General features: G+C 47.3%; 16 protein-coding genes and 1 tRNA gene. 10 read left to right on the top strand and 7 right to left on the bottom strand.

Annotation, left to right across the window (positions count from 1 at the left end):
- Nucleotides 1-36: 36 nt before the first annotated feature.
- Nucleotides 37-825: a DUF1134 domain-containing protein gene (locus ABJV08_RS02370; RefSeq protein ID WP_348039308.1), complete on the bottom strand. Its 789-nt coding sequence runs from the start codon at nt 823-825 to the stop codon at nt 37-39.
- A gap of 234 nt (nt 826-1,059) precedes the next feature.
- Here ABJV08_RS02370 and ABJV08_RS02365 point away from each other — a divergent pair.
- From ABJV08_RS02365 to ABJV08_RS02330, 8 genes are all read left to right on the top strand, one after another.
- Nucleotides 1,060-1,151 (top strand) — tRNA-Ser (locus ABJV08_RS02365).
- 328 nt (nt 1,152-1,479) lie between these two features.
- On the top strand, nt 1,480-2,886 hold the full coding sequence (locus ABJV08_RS02360) for an O-antigen ligase family protein (RefSeq protein ID WP_348038910.1): 1,407 nt from the start codon (nt 1,480-1,482) through the stop codon (nt 2,884-2,886).
- A gap of 68 nt (nt 2,887-2,954) precedes the next feature.
- A complete protein-coding gene (locus tag ABJV08_RS02355) occupies nt 2,955-3,665 on the top strand; it encodes a polysaccharide biosynthesis/export family protein (RefSeq protein WP_348052698.1) in 711 nt (236 codons plus the stop codon).
- Nucleotides 3,666-3,706: 41 nt separating this feature from the next.
- Nucleotides 3,707-5,902: a polysaccharide biosynthesis tyrosine autokinase gene (locus ABJV08_RS02350; RefSeq protein WP_348038914.1), complete on the top strand. Its 2,196-nt coding sequence runs from the start codon at nt 3,707-3,709 to the stop codon at nt 5,900-5,902.
- 15 nt (nt 5,903-5,917) lie between these two features.
- Nucleotides 5,918-7,126, top strand: a complete 1,209-nt coding sequence (locus ABJV08_RS02345; RefSeq protein ID WP_348038916.1) for a hypothetical protein — start codon at nt 5,918-5,920, stop codon at nt 7,124-7,126.
- A gap of 3 nt (nt 7,127-7,129) precedes the next feature.
- Nucleotides 7,130-8,020, top strand: a complete 891-nt coding sequence (locus tag ABJV08_RS02340) for a sulfotransferase (RefSeq protein WP_348038918.1) — start codon at nt 7,130-7,132, stop codon at nt 8,018-8,020.
- Between the two features lies 1 nt (nt 8,021).
- A complete protein-coding gene (locus ABJV08_RS02335) occupies nt 8,022-9,149 on the top strand; it encodes an aminotransferase class I/II-fold pyridoxal phosphate-dependent enzyme (protein ID WP_348038920.1) in 1,128 nt (375 codons plus the stop codon).
- A gap of 4 nt (nt 9,150-9,153) precedes the next feature.
- On the top strand, nt 9,154-9,915 hold the full coding sequence (locus ABJV08_RS02330) for a sulfotransferase family 2 domain-containing protein (RefSeq protein WP_348038922.1): 762 nt from the start codon (nt 9,154-9,156) through the stop codon (nt 9,913-9,915).
- Nucleotides 9,916-9,976: 61 nt separating this feature from the next.
- Here the strand turns inward: ABJV08_RS02330 and ABJV08_RS02325 are convergent, their stop codons facing one another.
- The gene (locus tag ABJV08_RS02325) at nt 9,977-11,029 is read right to left on the bottom strand and encodes a glycosyltransferase (protein WP_348038924.1); all 1,053 of its coding nucleotides are present in this window, start codon (nt 11,027-11,029) and stop codon (nt 9,977-9,979) included.
- Nucleotides 11,030-11,274: 245 nt separating this feature from the next.
- Between ABJV08_RS02325 and ABJV08_RS02320 the strand changes: the two genes are divergently transcribed.
- Nucleotides 11,275-12,039 (top strand): FkbM family methyltransferase, encoded by a 765-nt coding sequence (locus ABJV08_RS02320; RefSeq protein ID WP_348038926.1) that lies wholly within the window; start codon nt 11,275-11,277, stop codon nt 12,037-12,039.
- Nucleotides 12,039-12,764, top strand: a complete 726-nt coding sequence (locus tag ABJV08_RS02315; RefSeq protein WP_348038928.1) for a methyltransferase domain-containing protein — start codon at nt 12,039-12,041, stop codon at nt 12,762-12,764. Before ABJV08_RS02320 ends, ABJV08_RS02315 begins: the two co-directional genes overlap by 1 nt.
- A 2-nt stretch (nt 12,765-12,766) precedes the next feature.
- Here ABJV08_RS02315 and ABJV08_RS02310 read toward each other — a convergent pair whose 3' ends face one another.
- Genes ABJV08_RS02310 through ABJV08_RS02290 form a run of 5 tightly spaced genes read right to left on the bottom strand, consistent with a single transcriptional unit; the run spans nt 12,767 to nt 17,563 of the window.
- Nucleotides 12,767-13,819 (bottom strand): glycosyltransferase family 4 protein, encoded by a 1,053-nt coding sequence (locus ABJV08_RS02310; protein WP_348038929.1) that lies wholly within the window; start codon nt 13,817-13,819, stop codon nt 12,767-12,769.
- A complete protein-coding gene (locus ABJV08_RS02305; protein WP_348038930.1) occupies nt 13,819-14,790 on the bottom strand; it encodes a UDP-glucuronic acid decarboxylase family protein in 972 nt (323 codons plus the stop codon). The genes ABJV08_RS02310 and ABJV08_RS02305 overlap by 1 nt, the downstream gene beginning before the upstream one ends.
- A gap of 29 nt (nt 14,791-14,819) precedes the next feature.
- Nucleotides 14,820-15,683, bottom strand: coding sequence for an FkbM family methyltransferase (locus ABJV08_RS02300; protein WP_348038931.1), 864 nt, complete (start codon nt 15,681-15,683; stop codon nt 14,820-14,822).
- 28 nt (nt 15,684-15,711) lie between these two features.
- Nucleotides 15,712-16,722, bottom strand: coding sequence for a glycosyltransferase family 1 protein (locus ABJV08_RS02295; RefSeq protein ID WP_348038933.1), 1,011 nt, complete (start codon nt 16,720-16,722; stop codon nt 15,712-15,714).
- Between the two features lie 31 nt (nt 16,723-16,753).
- Nucleotides 16,754-17,563: a hypothetical protein gene (locus ABJV08_RS02290; RefSeq protein ID WP_348038935.1), complete on the bottom strand. Its 810-nt coding sequence runs from the start codon at nt 17,561-17,563 to the stop codon at nt 16,754-16,756.
- Between the last annotated feature and the right edge of the window lie 23 nt (nt 17,564-17,586).

Here is a 17,586-nt window from a genome sequence, read left to right as displayed (position 1 = left end):
CCCGTCAGGCCATCCTGCGCTTGACAATCATTTCCGCTAGAATGGCAGCCAGCGCTGCTTCTTGCTGAACTTCATATAGCCGACATTGGCGCCAAGCCGCAGACCCGCACCCAACCGAACCGGTATCAGGACCTTGTCGCCGCTCCGCAAATAGCTGACGTGGAAACCGCCGATGAAATAGGCCGCGCCTTCGCCGGCAGGGAAGCGTTTATACAGGTCTTCTGTATCATAGAGATTATAGACCAATACGAATGTGTTCGCGGCATTTCCGCCAAAGTCAAAACCGACCGATGGCCCTGTCCAATAGACCGGGCGCTCGCCTTCGATCTTGTGATATAGCTTGCCCGAACCATAGCGCAGCCCGACAACAAACGCGCCGCTGGCTTCGCGGCCAGCGATATAGGCATTGGGGCGGCCTTGTTTCTTCAATATGTCTTCAATCGTTGCGGCCAGGCCTTTGGCACCCTTGCCGAACACGCCTTCTGCGGCGCCAATTAGATCGTCGTCTTGGAATGTGGAGTCATCGACCGTAGCATCGGACGCGGTGCCATTGGCGAGGTCACCTGCCTGTGCGGCGCTGGTGGCTGAATCGGCAGGGGCGATTATATCCGCATTGATATCGCTATCAATCGGCGCATCCGACACGACATTGCTATCCGGAATATTGGAAGCGGCCGCTTCGAAATTTCCATCATAGTCAGGCGTTGCCAGATCGGCATCGATCACGTCATTCGGATCGATGGTCTCAACCTGCGCAAATGCGGGCGATAGATTTGGAGCAGTGGCAAGGGCCAATACAGCAAATAGACCCAAAAATTTCTTCATGCACAACGGTAACATGGGTTAACTCCTTCCCATTACCAGCCACCAAAGGCCTTCGGCTGTTGGACATGACCACGCAATGAACGGACGACGAGGTGAGTCGATTCTGCGGCAGTGCGAGTCCCATTGCCATATTCGCTGGGTTTCTCCCATTGTCGGAGGGTTTTTGCGCACTACACTTTACCCGTTGCAGCCAACGCCATCCATGGTTATAGCGCGACATCTAGCCAACTGCGTGGACACGTGGGTGAGCGGCTGAAACCACCTCCCTGCTAAGGAGGCAAGGGCCTCACGGTCCTTCGAGGGTTCGAATCCCTCCGTGTCCTCCATTTTCTTTGTTCCGCAGTTTCTGAAAAGTCGTTTTTAACGGCTAATGCCGATATTGTGGCTATGTTTTGCTTTGATAATTCTAGAAACAGGTGAAAGCTGGCGGATGATTGTGGTCTGTGCTTTTGCAGCCCCGTATCTGGGCCGGTCCGACGCAGATGCGGGATGTTGGTCGCCTGCTGTTAGATCAATTTTCTACGGAGCAGTGTTTCTGCTTCTCGGATAAGCTAGCAGGGCGAGGCTATGTAATAGGCCGTCATATGTTGCATTGAGCCTATCCTGCAAAAAATTTCAGTTGACTGACTATTATCGTTCGCTCAATCGGGCTCTATGAAATTCGCATTGTTTGACTGGTCGAATAGCGACGACCGCAGGTTTGCCCTTTTAATCAGTTTTCTGGTGTTGGTGTTTCTAACCGGGGGCGGGTCGCGAAATGATGTGCAGTCTCTGGCAATATTGCAACCCCTTGCATTTATCTTTGCCGCTGCGGGGCTAATTGTCGCTGGCAAGCAACAATTAAAGCGCCTTGGCCTTCCTTTAACATTGTTAGCAGTGCTTGCCGCCATAGTGCTCTTGCAGCTCATTCCCTTGCCACCGACAATTTGGCATATGCTGCCGGGACGCGAGCCGATTATTGCATCGGGCGAGCTTTTGGGCCTCGACAACGTTTGGCGGCCCATCTCGCTCTCTCCAGCGAGCACTTGGAGCAGTCTATTCTTTTTGGCCATCCCGCTTGCTGCTATGATTCTTTTCGCAATTCAGTCCCGATTGCATCAACGCAGACTAATTGGATTTTTTATCGGAATTGCATTGGCCAGCTCGATATTGGCCATTCTGCAATTGTCGAGCCCGGAAGGTAGTGTATTCTACCTGTATAGAGTTACAAATGACGGCGCTGCCGTTGGTTTATTTGCCAACCGCAACCACCATGCCATGTATTTGGCTTGCGCTATTCTGATGGCATTTTGGTACGCTGCTTCTCTGGATAAGGCAGACAAGCATATGGCCATCAAGGGCGTGTTTGCCGCCGTAAGTCTGATGGTTTTCTTGCCCATGATATTTGTTATCGGTTCCCGCGCCGGGTTGCTGCTGGGCTTCGTTTGCATAGTCTTGGGCTTCTATTTTATTCTTCGCTCAGAATTGTTTGGAAAATCTAGATTTTTATCCTGGATGCCCGATTCGAAGTTTGGTGTTGCCATACCTATTGCACTCCTCTTGGGTTTTTCCTTGATGGCTATAGCCACCCAAATGACGGATAACGCCACGGCTCTTGACCGCCTGATTGGTCAGAATAGCATTGATGAATTGAGAATATCGCTGTTGCCGACGCTTCTGGAAATGGTGAATGAATTTTGGGTTATAGGGGCGGGTTTTGGTAGTTTTGAACTGGTCTACAAGTCGTTCGAGCCACAAAGCCTTTTGTCGACAAAATATCTAAATATGGCGCACAATGATTTGGTTCAATTGATTGTTGAGGCCGGGCTGGCCGGCATATTGTTGATCGTCATTTTTGCAATCTGGTTAATCACAAAATCGATCGACATTGCCAAGTCAAGCACTCCAAAACGACCAAGCAGGCAGTTGATGTCGCTGCTGTTGATCCTGATATGGGGAATAGCTAGCCTTTTTGACTATCCGATGCGAGTACCAAGTTTAGCTGCCTTTTTTGCTATATTATGTTGTATGGTAGCGATGAATCGCAGCTCAGATCATCGACTTTCGAGAAAAGATTACTAGGGTGATAAATCGGTTTACGCTTTTAGCGATGTTCGATATTGCGGCCGGATGATAGGCAAGGATAAGAAATGAAGTTGATTAAATTGTCATCCATTGCCTTGTGCTTGGTACTAACATCCTGTTTTGGTTCATCTACTCTTGGTGAAAGTTCAGCGGTAACGCTAGTGCAATCGTCTGCGTTGCCGGCTCCGACCAGAGCCGACCAAATGTCTGCTAGCCGACCTTATTTGATCGGCCCCTTCGATAAGCTAAAAATTGATGTCTTCGGTATCGAAGATCTCCAGAAAAACGTCCAGATTGACGCCAGTGGGCGCTTATCGTTCCCATTGATCGGTGTTGTGGAGGCGTCCGGTACAACACCTGGTGAATTGGCGGAAATAATTGAGATGAAACTGAGGGGGCGGTTTGTCCGAGACCCACAGGTGACTGTCAATTTGCAGGAAACTTTTAGTCAACTGGTGACCGTAGACGGACAAGTGTCTCGTCCAGGCTTATACCCAGTTGTGGGTCGTATGACCTTGATGCGTGCTGTGGCTACCGCGGGCGGCGTGGGCGAGTTCGCAAAATTGAGCGACGTTGTTATATTCAGAAGTGTCGATGGGAATAAACTTGCTGGACTTTATAACTTGAAGGGCATTAGAAGAGGCAATTACGAGGACCCGGAAGTATTTGCCAATGACGTAATTGTTGTTGGAGATTCGCAGGCCCGTCGCCTGTTTCGAGATATTATTGAAGGATCGTCACTTATCACAACTCCTCTTATTATTTTGACACGGTAGATCCAGTGACTGATCCCGATATCGCGCACGTGAACAGCAACGTGAACAACAATATGCCCGCTTCAGAGCAAGAGCGTCGAGGGCCGGCGGCAATGGCCTTGCCAATTCTCGAACAGCTCTGGTTCATGATTTTCAACCACAAGTGGATCATTCTGACAATTCTGGCAGCTAGCTTGCTGATCGGTTTGGTATTAACACTTTTGGCCACTCCGCTTTACACGGCGACCGCGCGGATCGAGATTAGCCGAGCCCAGGATAATATTACCAATGTGGAGGGTGTGCAGGCCAACGATATAGGCAAGAGCATGGAGTTCTTCCAAACCCAATACGCTTTATTGGAGGCCAAATCGATGGCCCAGCGCGTTGCCAATGCTCTCAATCTGACCTCTGATGATTCATTTTTCGAAGCTTACGGAGTTGAGCCGTCTGAAATCGGTCTAGGAGACGCGGGTGACAATGGCGCAAAAGTATCCGAGGGGCGTGGCCGCCGGGAAAAAATGGCAACTAGAATTCTGCGTTCCAGCGTTGCGATTAGTCCCGTCAGGGGCTCGAGTTTGGTCGACGTTAATTTTACCAGTCCTGATCCAACACTATCAGCAAAAGTTGCCAATAGTTGGGTGGAGCAATTTATCGAGTCCAATCTAGATCGTCGTTATGCATCGACTGAAGATGCCAGAAAGTTTTTGGAAAGCCGGCTGTCAGAGCTAAGACAAAGGTTGGAGGAATCAGAAAGAAATCTTGTGACTTATGCTGCGCAGCAGGAAATCGTGCAGCTCGATTCAAAACGGTCCGAAGATGGTCGCACTGTTGGCGGGCAAACACTCGTTGGGTCAGACCTTGAGGCGATGAATAAGGCGCTGTCCGACGCAATTTCTGCGCGGGTCGCAGCACAGAGCGGTGCGGGACAAAACGGCTCTGCTAGCGAACAAAGCATGTCAAATGCTACGATCGCCGGGCTTCGGCAACAGCGCGCAATAATAGCCGCCGAACGTGCAAATCTGTTAAGCCAGTTTGAGCCGGAATATCCTTCAGTAAAAGCACTAACGTCGCAAGTTGAAGAATTGGATAGCAGCATTCGGGCGGAGGAACGGCGCGTGAAGCAGAGCGTTAATTCCCAATATCGTGAGGCTTTGCAAAGGGAAACAACTTTGCGGCAAAAAGTCCAGCAACTTAAAAGTGATTTGACCTCTCAGAATCGTGCCTCAATTCAATATAATATTTATCAACGTGAAGTAGATACAAACCGTCAACTCTATGATGGTCTTTTGCAAAGATATAAAGAAATTGGCGTGGCTGGCGTCGGTTCCAATAACATCCAGACTGTTGATCGGGCAACTAGACCAAATCGTCCATCCAGCCCCAATTTGCAGGTTAACCTATCTTTGGCCTTCTTCTTGGGTGTTCTTGCGTCAGGTGCATATGTCTTTGCTAGGGAGCAAATTGATCAAAGTCTTCGCGACCCTTCCGATATAAAACGAATATTGGGGATCACCGATTTAGGCGCTATTCCGACATTTGAAAAAGGTGATGTTCCAGAACTTTTGCAAGACCGAAAGTCGATAAGTTCGGAAGCCTATTTCTCCATTTGTACCAGTTTATCATTTTTGACAGATCATGGTGTGCCGCGATCAATGGCGTTTACCAGTACTCGACCGAATGAAGGTAAAAGTACATCGGCCTTTGCCGTCGGAGTCATGTTGGCGAGAATGGGTAAAAAGACGCTGTTGATTGATGGGGATATGCGGAACCCATCGGTGGACGCTATTATGGACGTGCCAAACGAAGAAGGTTTGAGCAACTATCTTTCTGGCAATTTCAGCGAAGATGAATTGCCTCGTCGCAATTATCAGCAAAACCTGGACTATTTGGTTGCTGGCCCAACGCCGCCGAATGCGGCCGAGCTTCTTTCCAGCGACCGGCTCAGCCAGCTGGTCACAACAATGTTGCAGCATTATGATCATGTGCTCATTGATGCGCCGCCGGTCATGGGAATCGCGGATTCTCCGTTGATTGCAAAATCTGTTGAGGGGGTAATCTTCTCAATCGAAGCCAATGGCGCAAAAATGCGTGCAATCCGATCAGCTTTGGAGCGCCTCAGCAAGTCAAATGCACATGTATTCGGTGCCATTTTGACGAAGCTAGATGGGCGGAACTCGCAATATGGTTATGGCTATGCATATGGCTATGGATACGGAAATGACCAATCGAAGAAATCTGACGAAATAGATGATCTTTAAGCAAAGCTATTGCCGATGCTAAAATTTTCTGTTCGTTCAGTGGCAATCATCGCTATCGCTCTGTTTCTGGCGTTAATGAGTGGCGCCCACGTGCTCAGCAATATCGCGGTAAATGAATCTTTGGCGTCGATTCCGCCGGCCAACGGTCTAAAGCTGGCTGAGGTTTCGGAACATAATTTTCGTCAGGCACTGATCAAAAATGGTGGCGAAATTCCGGAAAAGATCGACGCAAAAATTTTGGACCTCGCGCAAAATGCCGTCGCCCAAGAGCCATTGTCGCACATTGGGTTGCGACTTTTAGCTTTGGGTAAAGAAAGTGATGGTGATATCGATTCTGCCAGAAAACTTATGAGAATTGTTGCCGGCCTCACGAAAAGAGATCAAGTATCCAACTATTGGTTGATTAGAGACTACGGAGCCTTGCGGGATACTCAAAATCTTCTGAAATACTATGACTATAGCCTAAGAACCAGTCGCGAAACTGCTCTTCAATTATTGCCTGCCATGGTGAACGGATTGGCCAATGATGAGTTTATAGAACCAATGGCTGACCTATTGTTGACAAGGCCACCATGGTCAGAGCAATTTTGGTCTCAAATGCTGACCGCAAAACCATCGCTGCCCAATGCCGTCAAGTTGAGGAAACGGTTGCAAGACGGCAATGAAAAACCATCGCAATCGGTTGATAGGCAGTTGGTTTCGCAGCTCGTGAACTACGGGTTATATGCAGAAGCGTTAGAACTCTATCGCAGCCTAGCTCCCAATCGGGAGTCGGGGTCTAAGATTGTGAACCAGGATTTTGACCGAGTTTCGATGCTTCCTCCTGTTGATTGGGACTTACTTTCGGACGGGAAATTTTTCGCTGATATTGATACGGGCAGTAAACAGCTGGTTGTCTCTATATCGCCGGGTGGAAGCGGGACGGTCGCGCGGCAACTTTTACATTTGGACAGTCATTCATACGATCTAACAGTGGAAACCAAAGGATTAACATCCAACTCTATAGGAATGGATCTGGAATTTCGGTGTGCAGATGCTGGTGGAAACATAAGAAAATCAGAAGCAATCGGACGGATTACACTGTCAGAAGGCCTCAAAATATATCGCGTACCACCTCGGTCAAATTGCAATTATGTTTGGCTTAACGTTAATATAAGCGGTGCTGATCGCTCAGATTCCAATGAAATCATTATTGATCAATTGGCCCTAGAAAAAGTGTCCTAGAAAATGGTGTCTACGCTGCCTTTTCAACCCGTTATAATAGTCGGGGCAGGACGGTCAGGCACTAATATGTTGCGCGATGCCATGTGTCGATTGCCATATTTCGAAACATGGGATTGCGATGAGATTAATCCGATCTGGCGACATGGCAATATCGCTTATCCGAATGATGAATTTTCTCCTGAAATGGCAACTCGGCCGGTTAATCACTTCATTCGGAACCGTTTCCTCAAAGAATGGAAGCGCAGTGGCCAGCCTCAGTTTTTGTTGGAGAAAACCTGTGCCAATTCCCTGCGGGTTGGTTTTGTAGACAAGGTACTTCCTGAAGCAAAATACATATTCTTGGTGCGCAATGGGCTAGATGTGGTCGCGTCCGCGCAGAAAAGGTGGAGAGGTGACATGGAAGTGGAATCCTTGCCTTATTACTGGTCCAAAGTTCGAAACACGCCGATTTTCGACCTGCCGATCTACGGCCTGAGATTTCTGCAGGCGCGAATTTCCATGGTTCTGGGAACTAAAGATCATATGTCCTTTTGGGGGCCCAAGTTTTCTGAGTTAACGAAATTGCCTCCTTCGATGCCTTTGGAGGAATTATGTGCCCTGCAGTGGCAGGCGTGCATTGAAAATTCGCTACGAGACTTTGCATTGATGGATGGTCAAAAGCATCTCACTTTACGATATGAAGACTTTGTATCATCGCCTGAGCAACAGCTCGGTAAAATCTTGGATTTTCTGGAAGTTAATGGATCATCAGAAGATATCGCTCGCGCGGTCAAATCCGTTTCATCGAAATCAATCGGCAAGGGCCGTAAAACACTGACGGATGAACACCAGGGCATCGCCAAGATGGTCGCATCAGTAATGAGTCGTTTTGACATTCAGATGGAAGTCGATTGAAATGCGTATTTGGTTATCACGGCCGCATATGGGAGGCACGGAACAGGACTATGTCGGAGAGGCGTTTGAATCCAATTTCATTGCGCCAGCCGGCCCCCAGCTCGATCAATTTGAAGCAGGATTTGCCGATTATATTGGCCAGGATGTTCACTGCTTAGCCGTTAGCAGCGGGACAGCAGCCCTGCATCTGGCGCTTCGTATGCAAAATTTGGATCAAGGCGACGAAGTATGGGTGTCGTCAATGACGTTTGCTGGCGGCGTCTTTCCTATCATATACGAAAATGCGACACCGGTTTTTTTTGATCTGTCGCCAGAAAGCTGGACCATATGTCCAGATTTGCTCGAAGAGGCATTGAAGGCCGCCGGGAAGCGCGGAAAATTACCAAAAGCCATTATTCCAACCGATCTCTATGGGCAGAGCTGTGATCTCGCCCGTTTGGAGGGGCTAGCGAATGAATATGAGGTGCCGTTGATCGTTGATTCCGCAGAATCTGCCGGCGCCAATTTCCGTGATCGTAAGTGCGGCAGTGGCGGAGACATGGCGATTTTGTCTTTTAACGGCAACAAGATCATTACCACCGGCGGTGGCGGCATGCTGGTTTCCAAGGATGAGAAGGTCATAGAGATGGCCCGTTTTCTTTCCACCCAAGCCAAAGATGTGGCGCAGCATTATCAGCATTCAACCTACGGCTATAATTATCGGATGAGCAATGTGGCTGCGGCTATCGGATTGGGCCAGTTAGAGGTTTTGGACCAAAGGGCGATACAAAGGCGCAATATTTTTGACCGTTATAGCAAGGCCCTTGGCAATGTTCCGGGCGTTGCTTTCATGCCCGAACCAGAATGGTCAACCAGTTCAAGATGGCTAACCACCGCCACCTTTGATGAAAATTTATGCGGTCTGAATCGGGAAATGATCAGCCAGGCGTTGTTGAAGAAAGAAATTGATTCCAGACCAATGTGGAAACCCATGCATAAACAACCGCTTTTCGACGGAAAATCTTACGTGGGAAGTGGTTTTGACGAGAAGCTATTTGACAATGGATTATGTCTTCCGTCAGGCAGCGACATGACTATTGATGAACAGGATGAGGTGATTTCGTTATTGCTGAACATTCTCAACCCGTGACGCAATGATTGTATCAACCGATAAAAACTTCATTTATGCCCGCGTACCGAAGACTGCGAGCACCAGTCTGTCCAGTGCTTTGGAGCCCCATCGGCGGGTGGAAGACCGGCACTGGATCGGAAAACTTGGCCGCTTTGTCGCGCCCAAACTCGTGCACCCGAAAGTCGTTGATTTCAGAGCGCATTCACACTGGCCGTTGTTGGCGGCAAAGCATATCATGGGACAAGAGTTTTTTGATGGAGCCTTCAAGTTTGCTGTGGTGCGTCATCCAGTTGACTGGTGCTATTCTTACTACCAGCATCTTATGCGCAGTACTGACAATTCGGATTTTGTCGCGATTTATAGCGACCTTTATGAAAACCCCAGTTTTGAAAATTTCTTATTGCGGCTCCAGGAGCACCCTGTCCCTCCTCAGGTAGCGATGATGATTGGGGAAAAAGGAGAAATCGCAGCAGACAAGATTATCCGGATGGAGAATCTCGATGAAGAATTGGGTGAAGTTGAAGAGAAACTTGGGTTTAAGATAGAGTTAGGTGAGCTTAACCGAGGCCGCTATGCAAAAAATATTGAACATAGCGAACGTGCGTTACAGTTAATCTATAAGGCGTTCGCCATCGATTTTGAAATATTCGGCTATGATCAAAAGTCGCCAGGCCAAAAGCTATCCCTCGATACATCTCGACAATTACAAGCGATCAGCGACAAGCTTGTGTCGATCTCCCCGTTGGTGTTTAGCCCATGGGAACCTTGGTCCAATCAGATGTAAAGGTGTTATTTGACGGATATATGAAGATATCAATTAGACCTTTTGATGCAGTTCTGATCAATTAGCGCTCGACCGGCTTCTTAAATATGAAGTCATTTATTCTACCCGCGATTTCACTGTAAGAATAAGCTCCATTAGCCCTTCTGTGGGCGCTCATTGACATCTCGATCCTTGTTTTTTCATTTTCGAGATAAAACCCAATTCGCTCGCAAAGCTGTTCAGGATTTGTGAAGACATCAATTTCATCACCGACACTATAGAAATCGCGTACTTCATCATTATCAACGTGCAGCATGAAACCACCGCAAGCCGGAATCTCAAAAGTTCGAGTTGAAACTTGATCGGCCCAACCATTTGGCCCCTCACCAAAATGTAGGGCAATATTTATCTTCGATTTCTGGATGAAACTGGAATAGGAAAGACCCGATCTTGGTGTAGGATCATATTTTTCTTCCAACAATGTTCCTTCGATGTTGGCATGCCAGTTTGCACCACATATTCGCAAATTAATGTCCTGATTTCTTTCAACCAACTGCATTAAAAAATCTTGTTTGTATTTGGAATGGTTCCCAATATACCCGACATCTTGTTCAAAATAAAAGGACTGAGAATTATTATGAACTAGACTATGAACTGATTCCGAAAACCCATGCGGAGCATAATAAATATCCTTTTCTTCCAAAAAGTTCCTTAAATATTCATTATGAAATGTTTTAGTAGTGATAAAGTAATCATAAAATTCAAATGACGATGTGTTTACGTCTTTGTGCTCAAAATGATAATCTGGATAGTACATAACGGCTTTTACGCCAATTTTTTTAATCTTTATTAGTAATTCTTTGGTTATTTCAGAGCCTTTTACAGTTATGAATATGTCTGGCTTTAAGATTTCACATTCATTCAATATTTGCCGATGATATGCCGCCACCATTTTTTTGCTAAACAGCCGCTGGTTGATACGACTTAATATGGATGGATTTTTTTGACGGCAATAGTCGCCAATATTTACTTGTTGTACTTTCCACCCCTGTTTCAATAGGCCGTCTGCAATTCCTGATGCGCTTGCGCCTTGCCAGAAATGACCAGCAAAAACGGCAATTGGGTTGTTCATCATAGTACAATCATCTGGTCAGAAGTTATGAAAGACATCCATAGTCTGACCATTCACATAATGCCATTGTTGATTTTTTATGGAATATAAGCCACTTGCGCACCTACCTCCTTTCTGCAGTGCTGGAACTTTTAATGAATAAATTGAAACTTTATGCTATTTTAGAGGTCCTGTTTTCTCGTAAAATGTTATGGAAACTGGGTCGGTTTTTATATTTGGGTGCCCGTCGGGATTTGCAGAATGATCCGTTGACCAATGGCGAATACGAACTGTTTGCGTGGTATCTAGATGGTATTCTGACCGACGGTAGCAAATCGTCCAAAATATTCTTGGATGTAGGGGCCAATTTTGCCGATTGGTCGGTTGAACTAGTCACGCAATTAAACGCCCGGAACCTAGCGGCGGGAACTGCTGTCCATGCTTTTGAACCAGGGCCAACCCAATTTGAAATTGCCGAAAAAAATCTCAACAAATATGCAAAAGATATTGGCCAGTTGCACAAGCTGGCAATCGGTCAGGAAACAGGGAAAGTGCAGTTCAACCTGACGGGAGAGGAAAGCGGGTCAAGCGCGATTGCGACAGGAAGCAGAAGTGCGATTGGAGAATTGATCGAAGTTGATCTTGATACATTGGAATCATTTTGTTCTAGACACGGAATTGATCAGATCGACATCATCAAGGTCGATACTGAAGGCAATGATTTTAACGTCATAGCGGGCTGCAAAAACCTTCTGGCGAATGGCAATATATCAATATTGCAGTTCGAGTATAACTGGCGCTGGATCGACTTTGGCTATTTTCTGAGTGATGTATTTAAGGCAATTGAGCAAATGCCCTATAAGCTTGGCAAGCTGACCCCTCAGGGTATCGAAATCTATAGTCATTGGGCGATGGAGCTGGACCGGTTTATCGAGTGTAATTTCGTTCTGATCCATGAAGATATTGTGCCTAAGCTTCCAACAAAATCCTATGTATTTGATCGAGACAATGTGGCGGTTGAGGCTGTTTCCTGATGGGCAGTGATTCTCAAGAAGCGCCGGCAAATTATCAAGATTATGAAGTCTGGAAAGGCTGGGACAAATTTTTCCAAACCAGCGCCGGGCAAGCGGCCTATTATCGCCGGGAATGTGACCAGTTGGATCTCTCTGGTGCGCAGATACTGGAAATGGGCTTTGGGTCGGGTACTTTTCTGAACTGGGCTCGCCAACAAGGTGCAAGTTTATCGGGAACAGAGGTGAATCCTGTTCTGACTAAAAAGGCAGAAGAGAACGGTGTTGACGTTTTGCCGCTCGACCTCGCCAGCTCTGTTGCCACATGCCAGGCAAAATTCGACGCCATATTTGCTTTTGACGTGATGGAGCACCTCAGCATGTCTCAGATAGATTCAACGCTAGACGCATTTGAGGCTTTGCTGAAGCCGGGCGGACGGGCCATTTTGCGTTTTCCCAACGGGCGCAGTCCGTTTGGATTGCCATCGCAGAAGGGCGATCCAACTCATCTTGTTGCTTTGAGTGATAAAATATTCGACGCTAAGCTGGTTGGCCGCGACCTCAAGATTGTTCGATATGGCGGTGCTGCTAGAATAGCGGGGCAGGGAATCGCGAAGAAGATCATATATCGTATCCGCTATTTGGTCCGCGACCTGATCTCTGCGCTACTCAATTTTGCCTATGCTATGGATATGGTTTGGGAACCTGTGGTAACAATCGTGTTGGAAAAAGAACCTTCATACGATTGAAATCACCCGTTCAATTTGAGCTGAAACTTCTTAACGGATTCGGTAAATCGCTTCGGTCCGAAATTTGCCGCAACCGAGAGTGAATATTGCCCGGCTTCGACCCATTGCTCATGTTGCCATCCGGCCAATTCCAACAATGCTCCATATATCGCAGCTTCATCACCGGCAGGGAATTGGATACCATTTTCCGGACGGATTAAGTCATGACCGGCGCCAACATTGTCGGTTGTCAGCAGCGCGCAGCCAGACGAAGCCGCTTCGTGAACAACCAAACCCCAATGTTCCTCTAACGAAGGCAAAACAAGTACACGCGATGATGCCATTAATTTTGCCAATTCTGGTGGCTGAACAAAGTCGTGTATGATCAATTTCGGATGCGCTTCGATTTGGTCTCGTTGCGGCCCGCTGCCGCATAAATCGAGGGTCCATTCTGGATGCTCGTCGGAGAACCGCCGGAAAGCCGAAACGAGCCCCAAGATGTTTTTACGGTCAATAAACTGGCCAACAAACAACATCCGTTTTTCACGTGATTCCAGAGGTAATTCTGGTGCAAACAAGGATGAATCTGCTCCATATAGACCTTCGCAAATGTCATTCGGCTTAAACCCGCAATGTTCGCCAAGGACTCTGCCAGCAGCTCCAGGCACGAAAAGGCCGTCAAACTTGTGATTGATCAAAAGCCTGTGCCGGATGGGATCCAGAAAGCGTTGCCGCAGTGTTCGCTGCCAATTGTGATCGGACAGCAGAACAACAGATGTACCCAGTGAACGCGCTTGGTCCGCCAGGCTGTTAAATGCAGGGATTGCATATCCACTCACGAACAAGAGCTTGGGTGGCGCCAAACCAAACTTATCCCAAGATATTTTTTCCTGTCTATCATCAAGCCAGTGAATTTTTTGTCCCAGTGACTCTTCCATTCCCTCGATCGGAACGCGCGGCCGCGTAGCAATGACATCTACTGCACAGTTCGTGTCCTCGATGAGATGGCCAATACAACGGGCGGCATAATCAGGAAGCCCTGACCAGAGAAATGCGATATCAGATCGGGAGGACATCAGGAGCCTGTATCATCCTGTTCACGTACGAATTGTTCAAAATATTCAATTGTCTTCTGCAAGCCGGCTTTGAGTGCGACCTTTGGCTGCCAATCAAGTTCACTTTCGGCCAGCGAGATATCCGGCTTGCGCTGGGTTGGGTCATCCGAAGGGAGATCGTTGAAGGTCAGCTTGGAACTTGATCCCGTCATATCTATGACCAACTCTGCCAGTTCCTTGATGGTGAACTCGCCAGGATTCCCAAGGTTCACCGGACCGGTAAAATCTGGTCCAGTGTTCATTAATCGTAAGAACCCGTCGATGAGATCTTCATAATAGCAGAAGGAGCGTGTTTGCGATCCATTGCCGAAGATTGTGATATCTTCGTTTCGCAATGCTTGCATAATGAAATTGGAGACCACTCGACCATCCGCTGGGTGCATGCGGGGGCCATAGGTGTTGAAAATTCTTGCAACCTTTATTTCGATCTTGTGCTGCCGGTGATAGTCAAAAAACAGCGTTTCTGCGCAACGTTTGCCTTCATCGTAACAGGATCTAATACCAATTGGATTCACGTTGCCCCAATAGGATTCAACCTGAGGGTGGATTTCCGGATCACCGTATACTTCACTGGTTGAAGCCTGCAGAATCTTACATTTCAAGCGCTTGGCGAGGCCCAGCATATTAATAGCGCCGTGTACGCTAGTCTTGGTCGTTTGCACTGGATCATATTGATAGTGAACGGGTGACGCTGGGCATGCCAGATTGAAAATCTGATCCACTTCTACGAAAAGTGGCAGACATACATCGTGGCGCATGAATTCAAATCTGGGATGGTTTATGAGATGGTCCAGATTGCGCTTATTGCCAGTGAAAAGATTATCGACACAGAGCACTTCAGCACCTTCGGCAAGCAGCCGGTCGATTAAATGCGAACCCAAAAATCCGGCACCGCCAGTTACAAGAACGCGTTTGCGGTCGTGATAATTCATATTGTCATCCTGTCTAAACCTTGAGGTCGTTAAAATGATTGCCCCATCGCATTTATTAGCGGTGCATTTTTCAATCGATCGATCACAAAATCTAGATCTCTGACAAATAGACTATTATGGCTAATGATTTCACCGGGTCTGTCGCGGAGCGTTCTTGAAAAAGGATCGTAGAAATATTCCTTGAAACCGTGATTTTGAAGATTTGTAATCAGGTCATTGTCGACAGTTTCCAATTCGATGGCCCGTAGTGAAGGTTTGGCAAATGTCTCTTGAGCACCTTTTACTACTTCTGATTCGTAACCTTCGACATCAATCTTGATGATATTCGGATGCACATTCCGCAGTTCGGTGTCCAGCGTTGTAACTGTCATCGAGCGCCCAGAGCCTTCCTCCGGGGCCTTTTCGTCTATCACATGATTGATGGCATCAAGGCCAACGCTAAACTGCACAGTTCCGGGCTGCGAACCGACTGCTTTGGAGATGACATCGACGCGATCACCCATTTTATTGTTTTGAATATTTTTCTTCAACCAGAGCAATGTGTCCGGGTCTGGTTCAAAACAAATTGAATTTGCCTGACGGGCACCGCTGGCAAGAACCGTATAGGTGCCTACATTTGCGCCCACATCGACAAATAGATCATCGCTGCGCAAAAAATGCAACAGGAACGCCATATCTGCAAACTCATGCAATCCAAAATATAGATTGCCCGTTGCACCTACCATTCCCGACTTAGCTGTTAAGTTAGCGCCATCTATCCATGGTATCACCACGGCATCCGAATATAGACGGCTCTTTATCTGCCACCGCGCGATGTTTGAAATTGTCCGCAAGCGGGCTTTTCTCGCAAGTGGATGGGACATCGCATATTGAATGGAATTGAGAATAGACACTATTTCCCTGCCGGATATTGAAGTTGAGCTAGTCTATGGCTGATTGAAGCACTTTTCGATACAGAGTTGCATATTTTTCGGCAACTATTTGTGGGTCAAAGCGACTAATATTTTTCTTGCCCTTGGCCACTAGATTTGCACGCAGGTCTGCGTCGTTGATAATTTTTTCTACGGAGCGCCGGATCTCATCCACATTTTCTGGATTCACGAGTAACGCACCATCACCGGCTACTTCGGGCATGGAAAGCAAGTTACTGGTTATGACCGGTACGCCGGCAGCTTGTGCTTCCAGTATCGGCAATCCAAAGCCTTCAACAAGGGAAGAGAAGAGGAGGATGTCCGCATCCTCATATATTTCTTGGATTTTTGCATCCGAAACATTCTCGTGATGCGTAAACTGGATGTTTTTTGTACTCAATGTCTGCTTCTGTTGATCATCCAACTGTCCGACGATGACCATTTCGCAAGGGATCTCCCGCAGGGCCTCTACGTGTCGATAGAAGTTTTTATTGGATTTTGTTCCGATCTGCAAAATCTGAGGGCGTTTGGCGTTAAAGGGTGTCCTTTTTTCAACAGCGGCTAGTGTCAATGGATTGTGGATTACATGAATATGGTTTGGATCAACTTTGACCAGCTTGAGCAGTTCTTTGCGCGTCGCTTCCGAAATAGTGATCAATTCCGCACTTTTTTTCACTGGCAAATAGACCCAAAAAAGCCAAAGCAGCCATTTGCGAAGCCCATGAGCATGGGTAACCGAACCAAAGTCGTGAAACGTTAAGATGGTACGTTTTCTGCTGAGAAAGTAAGTGAGATAGTGAATATCTCCAGTGACATGATTGACATCGGCTTGCGACTTTCGCGCAGCCCATGCATCTCGCAGGCGATTAAGGATGCCCGAAGACGTATGTGCGCATATGAAGTCCTGGGTTTGGATATCTTTTGGCAAATGTTCTGAAACGGTTTGGTAGACGCGTTCGATACTGAACACCCTATACCTCGGTTTTCTGAAATAATAAGTAAGCTTCACGAGACGCGCCATGCTCTAGTGTTCAATAGAATTTTGAACCAAATCACAGACTGTAACCGTGCATTTGAGTGATAACCGCATCGCGAGTTCCAACCATTGCCATAGTTGCATCATCGAAATAGAACTTGGCGTCACGACGATCAGAGGTGTTGGTTCTCGCAAAACTGTCAACATCGTCGAATGAGGTTTCCGGGCGTACCGTTTGGATCCATTTGTGTAGATCTTCTGACATATGTTCCGTTCGAATATAACGCGAAACCAACCCGTATTTAGCAATCACTTGCTTGGCGTCACTGGGTGTTTTGATGCTATTTCTGACGGTGTTCCAATTCGAAAGCGGCAACGAAAGTTTCAAAAACCTCGAGGTCATCAGTCCGCAGCTTTCATTCAGGGCAAGGGCTGAATATTCCTCACCGGTTTGCCGTGAAGTGTGCTCAGTCATAATCGCTTTTATCCAGGCTCGGAAACATTCAGGATCTTCACTATTTGCATAGCAGTCGCGCCAAAAACCATCATCCTTGTTGATCAGATTCCGCAAATGAATGGATAAATCTCTCCATCTGGATGGATTTTTGAGCGAAGCACCTAGAGGCAGTCGCGCCGCGGCAAGTTTTGGAGATGTGGTATAACCGAAAAGGCGACCTTTGGATTGGCAGCCATATGCCCAAAGTGAAACGTACCAATCCCATGGGTTGCGGATACCCATGATGATTTCACGTGTAGGGTCTGGTTTCCTCAATTGGTCATGGCTGACCGATGCGTCAATATCCAAAAGTTCGGAAAGAACTTTCGCGACATGGGTGCCTCCGGTCTTTTGCAAATGTATAAATATTGAACTGTCGGTGACAATCATGGTGCTGGCCTATACTTCCATTT

Source organism: Parasphingorhabdus sp. (assembly GCF_039982395.1).
Classification (GTDB): Bacteria; Pseudomonadota; Alphaproteobacteria; order Sphingomonadales; family Sphingomonadaceae; genus Parasphingorhabdus.
The sequence above is the reverse complement of the archived record's forward strand: the minus strand, read 5'-3'. Positions and strand labels throughout refer to the sequence as shown.

What these genes read in the sequence shown, in the direction of transcription:
- ABJV08_RS02325 (WP_348038924.1), bottom strand. Translation starts at nt 11,029, where the DNA reads ATGATGAACAACCCAATTGCCGTTTTTGCTGGTCATTTCTGGCAAGGC.
- ABJV08_RS02340 (WP_348038918.1), top strand. Translation starts at nt 7,130, where the DNA reads ATGGTGTCTACGCTGCCTTTTCAACCCGTTATAATAGTCGGGGCAGGA.
- ABJV08_RS02345 (WP_348038916.1), top strand. Translation starts at nt 5,918, where the DNA reads ATGCTAAAATTTTCTGTTCGTTCAGTGGCAATCATCGCTATCGCTCTG.
- ABJV08_RS02370 (WP_348039308.1), bottom strand. Translation starts at nt 825, where the DNA reads ATGAAGAAATTTTTGGGTCTATTTGCTGTATTGGCCCTTGCCACTGCT.
- ABJV08_RS02335 (WP_348038920.1), top strand. Translation starts at nt 8,022, where the DNA reads ATGCGTATTTGGTTATCACGGCCGCATATGGGAGGCACGGAACAGGAC.
- ABJV08_RS02330 (WP_348038922.1), top strand. Translation starts at nt 9,154, where the DNA reads ATGATTGTATCAACCGATAAAAACTTCATTTATGCCCGCGTACCGAAG.
- ABJV08_RS02360 (WP_348038910.1), top strand. Translation starts at nt 1,480, where the DNA reads ATGAAATTCGCATTGTTTGACTGGTCGAATAGCGACGACCGCAGGTTT.
- ABJV08_RS02305 (WP_348038930.1), bottom strand. Translation starts at nt 14,790, where the DNA reads ATGAATTATCACGACCGCAAACGCGTTCTTGTAACTGGCGGTGCCGGA.
- ABJV08_RS02315 (WP_348038928.1), top strand. Translation starts at nt 12,039, where the DNA reads ATGGGCAGTGATTCTCAAGAAGCGCCGGCAAATTATCAAGATTATGAA.
- ABJV08_RS02295 (WP_348038933.1), bottom strand. Translation starts at nt 16,722, where the DNA reads ATGGCGCGTCTCGTGAAGCTTACTTATTATTTCAGAAAACCGAGGTAT.
- ABJV08_RS02290 (WP_348038935.1), bottom strand. Translation starts at nt 17,563, where the DNA reads ATGATTGTCACCGACAGTTCAATATTTATACATTTGCAAAAGACCGGA.
- ABJV08_RS02355 (WP_348052698.1), top strand. Translation starts at nt 2,955, where the DNA reads ATGAAGTTGATTAAATTGTCATCCATTGCCTTGTGCTTGGTACTAACA.
- ABJV08_RS02310 (WP_348038929.1), bottom strand. Translation starts at nt 13,819, where the DNA reads ATGTCCTCCCGATCTGATATCGCATTTCTCTGGTCAGGGCTTCCTGAT.